We start from the raw sequence: 11,347 nt of genomic DNA, 5'->3' as shown, positions 1-11,347 counted from the left end.
GTGCCAATAGTTTGTTGGTGACTCCGGCATACGAATTTTGTTCTTGCAGCAAAGTTGGCACTCCCATTTTGGATGCCGCTTTCAAAAGCGGTCCGCTGGCATAGCCGCCTACCCCAATCGCAATGTCCGGACGAAATTCTTTCACTATTTTTCGCGCTTTACTTAGGCTTCGACCCAATTTGCACAGCACGGCAATGTTTTTTAGCAGGTGTTTCCGGTCAAATCCGGCAACGGGCAGTCCGATTATTTTATATCCGGCGGCGGGTACTCGCTCCATTTCCATACGGTCTTCCGCACCCACAAACAGAATTTCTGCTTCCGGATGTCGTGCCTTGATTTCGTTGGCAATTGAGATTGCCGGAAAAATGTGCCCCCCTGTGCCGCCTCCACTAATTATTGCTCTCATAATTAGTTTTTTAGTTTTTCACGATTATTTTCTTTGTCACTACTATCCCGTCAACCGTGATGCGCACCAGATAAAGCCCTACGCCCAAGTTGGACACATTTATCTTGTCGGAGGAACCGGTATCCTTCAAAACCAATTGTCCCGTTTGATTGTAAAATTCGACTTTCTCGATGCCTGAATCGCTCTTGATGAACAAAACATCTCTGACCGGATTGGGATAAGCTTCCACATCGCGTGGTGCCACTTTTTTAAGTGGTGTGCCGGAACTCACACTCAATGTGCGTGTTTGTACCATCCTCAGATAGTTGCCATTACCGGCTTGCTCAGCTACAATTTTGACCGAGCCGGCACCAACGATAGTCAAGATATTGCCGTCAATCGTTGCTACATTGGTGTTTTCGCTTGTGTAGGTGACCGGCAATCCCTCATTGGTGGTGGTGATGGGCAGTTCAATGGGTTCGTCGCCAACCATTTTGAGCGTAAATGCCTCAAATGTAAATGTTTGTGGTGCTCTACCCACTGTTAGCGTGCATGTTACCGGTGTTGCAGGCGCAGTGTAGTAATTGCCCGCTTGTGTGGCAACAATTTCGACCGAGCCGACACCCACGATAGTTAGGACACTATCATCCACAATCGTTGCGACTGCCGGATTTTTGCTTTCGTAGCTGATGCACAAACCTTTATCAGAGGTTGCAGACAGTATAAACGCTGTATCGCCATACACTTTAGCCGGAAATTCCGCAAACGTAATGACCTGTTGCGCTTGTTGGGTGGGGTCAGGTTGAATTTCATGCGCCTTATAATAGTAGGTGCTAATTTCATCCAATTCCCAAGTGCCACCCGTGTAGTTGTAGTTAGACTTTTCTGCAGTATTGCCTACGTAATCAATTTTATACTTGCCGGATTCTACCCAGGCATTATTATTCCATATATATTCAACTGACGAAGTATTTTTGCCATCGCTATTGTATTCGTATGTTGTTTTTACAACTCCGGCCCATACACTCCCACTTGGATTGTAGTACGACTCTGCCGAGATTTGATTACCCATGGCATCGTAGAGATTCTTAAATGTTATGTCCCATTTCTTTGCAGAGGCATTCCAATGATATTCAGCAGTCTTCTGCTGCTCACCAAAAACGTAACGGTACTCATTTTTGCTTGAACCGACCCATCCGGAAGCAGTCGAATCATACTCCGCAATGGCAAGTAGATTGCCTCGGGCATCATACACCGTTTCCTTCCGGTTTGAAGCGACCCAATCGGAGCCAACCCAAGTATAGTCAATCCGCGAAGTAGGGTGATTAAGCGTATCATAAGTGGCTACATATTTGGTTCCTTGCCAAGAGCCATTCCAAATGCGGGAAGCCCATAAAATTTTATTGCCTCGCGCATCGTAGGCGTATTCATCTTCGTTGAGCCAAAAATCGTTGTCGGCATCCCAGCCATAACATTTGATTGTTGTACCGTTTTCGTAATAGTACTCGACAGAATCCAACATTGTCCAACCACCTGCGCCGTCAAGTTTAGAGTAGGTATAATCTAATGCTTTACCGGTAGTTGGGTCGTATGTGTAGGTATATTTGAAACTCTGTGTTTCATCTTCAGCCCAACTTGCACCATCCCAATCCCAGGCTGCAAGCAAGGTTTCATTGCCCTGAGCATCATATCCGGTGGTTGTCAGTCTGGAAAATTCCCAACCGGTGCCGGTCCAATTAGAGATGCTTACGGTAGCTTCTTTGCCGCTCGCCTCATCGTAGGTGTATTCATATTTGGATTGCCCTTCCCAACCGGAGCCAACCCATGAATAGGATGCTTCCGAAGTCAGCCGGTTGCGGGTATCATAAACGCTTTCGGTTTTGGTGCCTGAACCAATCCAAGCGGCATCAGTGTCATACCAATAATAGTCTGCAGATAAAGTTTGGTTGCCGTTCGCATCGTAGGCACGTTCTTCTTTGGTTTTTTCGCGCCAAGTGTAACCGTCGTATTCGTATTCAATATGCTTGGTGCGATTTCCATACACATCGTATTCGTATTCATTTTTGCTGATGGGGGCAGGATACCAGGAAACGCCTGTCCATGCGTAGTTCTCAAACGACGTGATATGACCATACGCGTCATATTGGTAGATTTGTTTGTCGGACAGAGTTCTGACACCTGTACCGTCAACCGTTTCAGTCACAACGCTATCGGCGAACTGTTTGACGATGGTGTTTCCTGTGGATGCCGCGCGAAGTTTGTTAGCCGGAATAGTCCGTTGAATCGGGTGTGGAGGCATCTCCATACGCCTTTTCGCCGTATTTGATAATACTGCATTTGCACCTACCGGTAAGGCAACTAATGCTATCAGTAAACCTATCTTTTTCATACACTTACCTATTAAAATTAGTGTTTATTGTAAAAACGCCGCAAAGGTACGCATTATTTCCGAAATAATGCGTATCTTTGCGCCCGAATTTTGAACTTTATATAAAAACAAATGAAAAAATATAATTTAGTGAACAACATTTGCGGGTGGGTAGTGTTTGCAATCGCCTCTGTGGTCTATCTGCTGACCATTGAGCCGTCCATGAGTTTTTGGGATTGCGGCGAATTTATCTCTTCTGCCTACAAGTTGGAAGTGGGTCACCCTGCCGGTGCGCCGATGTTTATGCTTTTCGGCAATTTCTTTTCGCATTTTGCCTCTAATCCTGCCGATGTGGCGCTGTGGCTGAATGCTTTGTCTGCCATGTTTAGCGCATTGACCATTTTGTTCCTCTTTTGGACGATTACGCATTTGGTGAAAAGGCTGGTCTTAGGCTGGGGTGCGCAGGCCAAGCCTGCCATGACAACGGCACAGTTGATTACGATTTTAGGCTCTGGTGCTGTGGGCGCGTTGGCTTACACGTTTTCGGACACTTTCTGGTTTTCGGCGGTGGAAGGGGAAGTTTATGCCTGTTCTTCGTTTCTCACAGCCATTGTGTTTTGGTTGATATTGAAATGGGAAGATGTGGCAGACGAGCCTCAGTCCGGTCGTTGGTTGATTTTAATTGCCTATCTGACAGGCGTTTCGGTGGGTATTCACTTACTTAATTTGCTGTGTATTCCTGCCATCGTGTTAGTCTATTACTTCCGCAAGACAAAAACACCCACATGGAAAGGTATTGTCGCTGCGTTGCTGATTGCGTTTGGCACTGTGGCGGCTGTTCTCTACGGCTTGGTGCAGGGATTGGTGGAAGTGGCAGGGGTGTTTGAACTGTTTTTTGTCAATACACTGCATTTGCCTTACAACACGGGGGTTGCCGTTTATATGGTTCTCCTTTTTGGCATTCTTACTTACGGCATTTGGCTGAGCATGAAGGCGACGGACAATGCCGCACAACTGAGAAACGCGAAAATTGTCTTTGTCGTGTCGATTGCCCTGCTGGGTATTCCTTTTCTGGGTAGCGGCATTTGGTTGGGTATTTTGCTTCTCATCATCCTGTGCTGCTATCTGTTTATCTCGAAAAAAATCAGTCCGGTGGCACTCAACTCCATTTTGATTGGGCTTCTGGTGATGACGATTGGCTATTCTGCCTACGCGCTGACCCTGATTAGGGCAACGGCTAACACGCCGATGAATCAAAATGCGCCGGATAATATCTTTACTTTGCGCGAATATCTGAGCCGTGAACAATATGGTGCGACGCCTCTGTTCTACGGGCAAACCTTTGTGGCAGAGGTGCAGCGCAATACCAAAACAGGGGAAGTCATCTATGAAGACAGTGGTCCGATTTGGTCGCGCGTCCCGAAAAAAGATGCCTCCGAGCCGGATAGATATTACGAATCGGGACGCAAATCATCACCGGTATATGTGGATAAATTATGCACCCTTTTCCCCCGTATGTATAGCTCAACCGGCAATCATGTGCAGGGTTATAAGCAATGGTCAAACTTCAAAGGCGAGAAAGTGCGCGTTCCGGAAATGCAAGAAGACGGGAAAATGGGTTCAAGAGTGGTTATGAAGCCTACTTTTGGTGAAAATTTGCGTTACTTCTTCTCCTATCAAGTCAATTTTATGTATTGGCGTTATTTTATGTGGAATTTCGCCGGTCGGCAAAACGATATTCAGGGGCATGGCGAAGTGGCAAACGGCAATTGGATTACCGGTATCCCGTTTTTGGATGCGTCACGCGTGGGTCCGCAAAAGGGACAACCCGACTTCATCGCTAAAAACAAAGGGCACAATACCTATTATATGTTGCCTTTGCTGCTGGGGCTACTGGGCATTTTGGTGCAACTAAAATCCGGGAAAAGCGGCACACAGCAGTTCTGGGTATGCTTTTCACTCTTCTTTATGACCGGGTTGGCTATTGTGCTTTACTTAAATCAACCGCCCTACCAGCCGCGTGAACGGGATTATGCGTATGCCGGCTCGTTTTATGTCTATGCCATCTGGATTGGGATTGGCGTGCTGGGTATTATCAAAGGTTTGGAAAAATTGAAACTGCCTGCGACTATCTCTGCGGCACTTGCAACGGTGCTGAGCCTGCTGGTTCCCATACAAATGGCATCGCAAACGTGGGACGACCACGACCGCTCTAAACGCTTTGTAGGGCGCGATTTGGGTCGCAACTACCTGGCTACATGTGAACCCAATGCGATTATTTTTACCTGTGGCGACAACGACACATTCCCCTTGTGGTATGCTCAGGAGGTGGAAGGCTACCGCACAGACGTCCGTGTATGTAATTTGAGCTATCTGCAAACGGATTGGTATATCAGTCAAATGAAGTGTCAGGCTTATGAATCTACCCCGTTGCCCATCGATTGGGAACGCTGGGAATATGTGCAGGGCACACATGAGGCGGCATATATTGTGCCGATGGACCCGGAACCATGGACGGCAGAGCGGGCGTTTAATCGCGTGAAATCCGATGACCCTCGCACGAAACGCCTCCCGCGCTACAATGTGTCGGTGGATAATATCCCGACTCATCGTGTGATTTTCCCCGTAGATGCCAAAGCCGCGATTGCCTCAGGCACGGTCAACGCAGCAGATTCCGCCCGCATTGTACCTTATATGCTGCTGAACTTGGGCGAAACCAAAAATGAAGCAGGACAAGTGGTGGAAGGCGCGAAAAACATTCTTAACAAGTCGGAGATGATGATGCTGGATATACTGAAAAACAATGCGGATTGGAAACGACCTGTATATATGAGTACGACGGTTGGCGGCGAAAATTGGGCACGCATGCAGCGCTATTTCCGTCAGGATGGTATGGCTTACCGCTTTGTGCCGATGGAAACTTACCAGGGAATGGATGCCAATCTCGTTTACGACAATTTTATGAATAAGTTTGAGTGGGGAAATATGGACAAGGAGCAACTCTATCTGGACGAAACATGCCGCCGGTTGGCGACCACCTACCGCACCTATTTTGGACGGTTGGCGCGCACTTTGGCAGAGCAAGGGGATGTGGAACGCACCGAAGCCGTTGTTGACCGTTGCTTGGAAGTGATTCCCGACCGCAATTTGCCGCTCGAATACTATTCCGCAGCCGATTTAGCCGAAGCACTCGCACGGGTGGGCAAAACGGAAAAAGCGGTTAAACTCTACACGATATTAGCCGATGTGTTGGAGCGGGAGTTGAATTGGTACACGCGCCTGAACACCAACCACTACGGCACTATTCTCAACGATGTGCGTAGAGACCTTGCTGCCATGCAATACATTCTCTACTACTTCTCTGAGAATGCCAAAGAGCAGATGAGCCACTACGAGGCGACTTACGAAGCGGCAGTAAACCGCTATCAGAGTATTGTCGGGAATAACAGGTGATAGATGTGTATCGAGCAGCCTCCTTTCCTGTATCGCATCCTGTTTCCGAATGCCCATTGGCGGTTTAGTTCGGACGACAAGGCAGTGTATTTGACTTTCGACGATGGTCCCATCCCGGAGATGACCCCGTGGGTGCTGGATTTGCTGGATAAATACAACATCAAGGCAATATTTTTTTGCGTCGCCGACAATGTGCGCAAATATCCCGAAATTTATCGGGACATCCTGAAACGCGGACACCAAACCGGCAATCACACCTACCACCACCTGCAAGGCTGGAAAACGAGTTTCAAAACATACATCAACGACACAGAGGCGGCTAAACAACTGATTGACAGCAAATTGTTTCGCCCGCCGCATGGCTACCTCCGCCCGCGACAACTCAGAGCCTTGGCAAAGCAGTTCAAACTGATTATGTGGGATGTGCTGACGCGCGATTACAGCAGCCTGCGAAGCGCCCAACAAGTCTTCGAGGCAGTCAAACGCTACACCCGCAACGGCTCCATAATAGTGTTTCACGACTCGCTGAAATCCAAAGGCAAAATCGAAACCGCCCTCCCGCAGTCCATCGAATGGCTATTGCAGCAGGGTTACACTTTCAAACTCATCCCGCAATGAAATTCCCGTTTCGCAGCCGCAAAGGGCATGGCATCCACTCGCCATTCGTCTTCAATCTGGTCACCAAAGTGATTGAAGAAACAGCCCCATTCTACGCCTTCGAAGAAATAGAAAACTTCCGAACCGAACTCCTCGCAAGAGGCGACACCCTAAGCAAAATCACAGCCAAAGAAGCCCAACCACCCAACTACGGCAAACTCCTCTTCCGCATAGTGCACTATTTCAAATGCCGCAACATACTGGAAATAGGAGCATCCACAGGCATAACATCCCTATATTTAGCATTAGCCCGACATTTGCCAATTACCGGCGCAGGCACTGAAGCAGGCTCCGACCTATGCCGAACAAACACATTTGATTTAATCGTCATTCATCGCCTGCCTGCGGGCACTACCGCAGCGCAGTTGCTGGAACAATTGCGCCCGACTATCGGCGAAAACACGCTGATTGTCGTGGATAGCATCTACAAGCAGCCGGAAATGAAACATTTGTGGCAGTTGTTGCAACAAGGGGGGTCGAGCCCTTGTCAAAACCTTTGTCAGAGCCCTTCTCAGGACCCTTCTCAACGCCTTTGCCAATCCACCATCACTCTCGATTTGAAGCATTTAGGCATGGTCTTTTTCAATCAAAGTTTGCCGAAAAAACAATACAAAATATATTTCAATGGGAAAAAGTAAAATTTACACGGGAACAGGCGACACAGGCTTCACCTCCTTGGTGGGCGGGAAGCGAATCGCCAAAACAGATTTGCGCATTGATGCCTACGGGACGGTTGATGAACTTAATGCGTTCATTGCGTGCCTGTTAGATGAAGTAGAGGAGGCGCACGACCGCCAATTTTTGTTGCAAGTGCAGCACGATTTATTCAACTTGGGTGCCTATCTTGCTACAGAGGGAGGACTCGCCCGCTTTGAGGGGGGGCTGGGTGCTGCTGATGCGTTGGAAGCCGAGATGGACAAAATCGCCGCATTAGTCCCACCGAGCAACAAATTTATTTTGCCGGGCGGGTGTCGAAGCAATTCGTTGGCTCATGTCTGTCGCACCGTCTGCCGCAGAGCCGAAAGATGCCTTTATACGCTTTCTGAGCGCGATTTGGTGGATGCGGCGGCGTTGAAATACATCAACCGACTGTCCGATTATTTCTTCCTTCTGGCACGCAAACAAAGTTTTATTTCCAAACAAGCAGAAATTTTTTGGGAAAACACTTGCAAATAAAAAGAATTTTACTACTTTTGCGCGAAATTTGAAACGTTATGTACTGGACTTTAGAATTAGCTTCAAAATTAGAGGATGCGCCTTGGCCTGCCACCAAAGACGAATTGGTTGACTATGCCATACGCTCCGGTGCGCCCCAGGAGGCGGTGGAAAATTTGCAGGAAATAGAAGACGAGGGAGAAATCTACGAGTGCATCGAAGACATCTGGCCCGATTATCCCAGCAAAGAGGATTTTTTCTTCAACGAAGAAGAATATTGATGAGTGGGAGTTGGTGCGTGTTTTGCTTTCGCCCCCACACACGGGGGCTGGCTGAAAAGGCTTTGTCATTGCAGGGCAAGCCCGCAGAAATCGCATTTGCCAAACCTGTTAGGTCTTAAAGACCTAACAGGTTTTTTCTGCCCCCATAAAAAAACGCATAACCGTCAGCGGATTTACATAGTTAAGTACCGTTTAATTTTCCTTTTCACAGATGCCGAATTTATTAAACACGCCCGTATCAAATCAAATTCTTTTGCTGATAGATTGCTCAATTTGATATAGTCTTTGTTTTCGATTTGATACCGACTACTCAGCAAACTTTTACTCATTACATCTACTTGTTCGCCGTATATATATGTGTCAAGTGGAAAAGCAAATGTGTTGCATTCTGATATTACGACCCCTTTTTCAAAATAATAGCAATTGAAATTAGACGTAGCATCTTCTATACATCCGTGTTTTTTAGGCAAATAGTTTGGAGTGTGGTCTTTGCTCGTTGGGAGGCTTGCAACAATCAAATCATCGCCGGAGCCTCCCAAAACGATAAAATACTTATTCTTGGGTGTGTTGCCATTTTTGAAAAAGAACGGGGTGAAATAAAGTATTGAACCGGCGGTGTACATTCGTTCAGTATTTTAATGATTCAAACATTTCTGACGTTTCTTTGTTTTCCAAATACCTTTCAGCGGAACATCCACTAAGATAATAGGTAAAATCTATCTCCTTGTCGGAGTGGTTTTTCTTTCCGTTAGTGAAATCATCTAACAGCTCATTGTCTTTGGCGATGCAATACCACGCGGAATTTTCATTATGTGTCAATTCAACCAATTGTGTTGCTGTTTTGTTTCCAAATTTCCGTATCACCTCGTCCAGCAATTCAATGTCATTGTCTGAAAATTCATCGTCACAAAACGGCGTTTTTGAATGAATGTATGTAGAGCCGCTTTCGTCTGTTTTTGTGATAAAATTGCGTAACAAAACAGGCTCATCGTCCGATAAATCAATGTAAAAATCTTTTGCAACCGGTCCGGCTTGCCACACTTCAAAGTTTATCCCAAAAAATGGAGTGTTGTTTTTTATTGCCGAGTGCTCCTCTATCAAATAGAGCAATTTGAGTATTTTTGTTTTACTCAAATTGGGTATTCTCTCCGATAAATACACGACAGTATTACCAATCTTGCTGATAGTGTCTTCTGAGTAGTGTTTCATAACCATTTATATTTTTAATTTGTGGAGTATAGCGGACTTGAACCGCTCACCTCGACACTGCCAGTGTCGCGCTCTACCGGATGAGCTAATACCCCTTTTTTTTAAATTTACACCAGTTTTGCCAATGTTGCTTTTACTCGCTTCATGGCTTCTGTCAGCAGTTTTTCGGAGGTGGCGTAGGAGAAGCGGAGGCAGTTGGGTGCTCCGAAGGCTTTGCCGCCTACTGTTGCTACGTGTCCTTCCTCCAGCAAAAACATTGCGAGGTCGGCTGAATCGTTGATTTTTTTGCCGTTGAACATATCGCCGTTCACATAATACGTTTTACCTATATAATAGGAAGCGTCCGGAAACAGGTAGAACGCGCCTTGCGGTTCGTTGACTTGGAAGCCCTGTATGTCGCGTGCCAATGTGAGTATCAAATCGCGGCGCTTTTGGAATGCCTGACGCATCGTTTCTACGCACTCTTGCGAGCCGATGTAGGCTGCTTCGGCTGCTTTTTGGGCGATATTGCTTGGTCCGGAGGTGTATTGTCCCTGCAATTTGTTGCATGCCGAGGCGAGCCATTGCGGTCCTGCCATCCAGCCGAGCCGGTAGCCGGTCATCGCATAAGCCTTTGATACACCGTTGATTATGACTACGCGGTCGCGCACGTTTTTGAATTGTGCGATGCTCTCGTGCTTGCCTATATAATTGATATGTTCGTAAATTTCATCGGAAATAATCGTGATGTTCGGATAGTTTGCCAGCACGTCTGCCATTTTTCGCAATTCCGTGCGGGAATAAACGCTGCCGGTGGGATTGGATGGCGAACAGAGTATCAGAGCCTTGGTTTTCGGCGTGATAGCGGCTTCCAATTGCGCGGGCGTGATTTTGAAATCCTGCGTGATGTCGGCGGTCACAATCACGTTGGTGCCTGCCGCCAATTTTACCATTTCCACATAACTCACCCAATAAGGCGCGGGCACAATCACCTCGTCGCCCGGACCGATAATGCTCAACAGCACATTGCAGACCGACTGTTTCGCCCCGTTGGAACACACAATTTGGTCTGCCTTGTAGTCGAGCCCGTTTTCTGCTTTCAGTTTGCCGACAATCGCATTTCGCAGCGACAAATAGCCTGGAACGGGCGAATAGAACGAAAAATTGTCCTCAACCGCCTTTTGAGCCGCCACCTTAATGGCATCGGGCGTAAAAAAATCAGGTTCGCCCACACTCAAATTGATTACATCAATCCCCTGAGCCTTCAATTCGTTGCTTTTTTGCGACATCGCCAGCGTTTCGGACGGCGACAGGGCTGCTAAACGTTCAGATACCATATTTTTAATAAATTAAAACGCTGCAAAGGTAATGATAAATAACTAATTTACCAAACAACAAAGAAAATGAAATTATTTACCTACCTTTGCACGATTTTTTTTGAGTATGTTTAAGTCATGTGTGATATTTGGGAAATATGTGCTGTTGATGTCGCGGACTTTTGCCGTGCCGCAACGGTGGGTCGTGTTTTTCAAGCAAATTGTTAAAGAAATCCACAAGTTGGGGGTCGATTCGATTGGCATTGTGATTTTCATTTCCGCTTTTATTGGGGCGGTTATCACGATGCAGGTATCGCTCAATATCTATTCGCCGCTAATTCCCTCATTTACAGTTGGTTTTATGACGCGCGAAATCATTTTGCTGGAATTTTCGTCCAGTATCATGTGCCTGATTTTGGCAGGGAAAGTGGGGTCAAATATTGCTTCTGAACTGGGTACGATGCGCGTGACAGAGCAAATCGACGCATTGGAAATTATGGGTGTCAATTCGGCTAACTACCTGATACTCCCTAAGATAGTTGGC

The 11,347-nt window shown here is 46.8% G+C and carries 11 protein-coding genes and 1 tRNA gene; 6 read left to right on the top strand and 6 right to left on the bottom strand.

Annotated features, from left to right (window positions below; translation table 11 throughout):
- Together ASC50_RS02640 and ASC50_RS02635 are read right to left on the bottom strand one after the other, a co-directional pair.
- Positions 1-406 (bottom strand): UDP-N-acetylglucosamine--N-acetylmuramyl-(pentapeptide) pyrophosphoryl-undecaprenol N-acetylglucosamine transferase (locus tag ASC50_RS02640; protein ID WP_193391185.1); only part of this gene is annotated, 406 nt, incomplete at its 3' end.
- Between the two features lie 10 nt (positions 407-416).
- Positions 417-2,774 (bottom strand): T9SS type A sorting domain-containing protein, encoded by a 2,358-nt coding sequence (locus ASC50_RS02635; RefSeq protein ID WP_055431563.1) that lies wholly within the window; start codon positions 2,772-2,774, stop codon positions 417-419.
- A 111-nt stretch (positions 2,775-2,885) separates the two neighbouring features.
- Between ASC50_RS02635 and ASC50_RS02630 the strand changes: the two genes are divergently transcribed.
- The 5 genes from ASC50_RS02630 to ASC50_RS02610 are packed head-to-tail and all read left to right on the top strand — an operon-like array spanning position 2,886 to position 8,299.
- Positions 2,886-6,206 carry a glycosyltransferase family 117 protein gene (locus ASC50_RS02630; protein WP_055431564.1) on the top strand — a complete coding sequence of 1,107 codons (3,321 nt, stop codon included), beginning with the start codon at positions 2,886-2,888 and terminating at the stop codon, positions 6,204-6,206.
- 3 nt (positions 6,207-6,209) lie between these two features.
- Positions 6,210-6,824 (top strand): polysaccharide deacetylase family protein, encoded by a 615-nt coding sequence (locus ASC50_RS02625; protein WP_055431565.1) that lies wholly within the window; start codon positions 6,210-6,212, stop codon positions 6,822-6,824.
- A complete protein-coding gene (locus ASC50_RS02620) occupies positions 6,821-7,501 on the top strand; it encodes an O-methyltransferase (RefSeq protein WP_055431566.1) in 681 nt (226 codons plus the stop codon). Before ASC50_RS02625 ends, ASC50_RS02620 begins: the two co-directional genes overlap by 4 nt.
- A complete protein-coding gene (locus ASC50_RS02615; protein ID WP_055431567.1) occupies positions 7,488-8,039 on the top strand; it encodes a cob(I)yrinic acid a,c-diamide adenosyltransferase in 552 nt (183 codons plus the stop codon). Before ASC50_RS02620 ends, ASC50_RS02615 begins: the two co-directional genes overlap by 14 nt.
- Positions 8,040-8,077: 38 nt before the next feature.
- Entirely contained in the window at positions 8,078-8,299 is a 222-nt protein-coding gene (locus tag ASC50_RS02610) for a DUF2795 domain-containing protein (protein WP_055431568.1), read from the top strand.
- 173 nt (positions 8,300-8,472) lie between these two features.
- Here ASC50_RS02610 and ASC50_RS02605 read toward each other — a convergent pair whose 3' ends face one another.
- From ASC50_RS02605 to ASC50_RS02590, 4 genes are all read right to left on the bottom strand, one after another.
- Positions 8,473-8,922, bottom strand: coding sequence for a hypothetical protein (locus ASC50_RS02605; RefSeq protein WP_055431569.1), 450 nt, complete (start codon positions 8,920-8,922; stop codon positions 8,473-8,475).
- A 4-nt stretch (positions 8,923-8,926) separates the two neighbouring features.
- A complete protein-coding gene (locus ASC50_RS02600; protein WP_055431570.1) occupies positions 8,927-9,508 on the bottom strand; it encodes a Panacea domain-containing protein in 582 nt (193 codons plus the stop codon).
- A 22-nt stretch (positions 9,509-9,530) separates the two neighbouring features.
- Positions 9,531-9,603: transfer RNA gene (locus ASC50_RS02595), tRNA-Ala, on the bottom strand.
- A gap of 12 nt (positions 9,604-9,615) precedes the next feature.
- Positions 9,616-10,824 carry a pyridoxal phosphate-dependent aminotransferase gene (locus ASC50_RS02590; protein ID WP_055431571.1) on the bottom strand — a complete coding sequence of 403 codons (1,209 nt, stop codon included), beginning with the start codon at positions 10,822-10,824 and terminating at the stop codon, positions 9,616-9,618.
- Positions 10,825-10,930: 106 nt separating this feature from the next.
- Here ASC50_RS02590 and ASC50_RS02585 point away from each other — a divergent pair.
- On the top strand, positions 10,931-11,347 hold a 417-nt coding region (locus ASC50_RS02585; RefSeq protein ID WP_162491125.1), incomplete at its 3' end, for an MlaE family ABC transporter permease.

The organism is Candidatus Symbiothrix dinenymphae (assembly GCF_001431085.1).
Note: the sequence above shows the minus strand (reverse complement) of the source record. Positions and strands in the feature narration are given on the sequence as shown.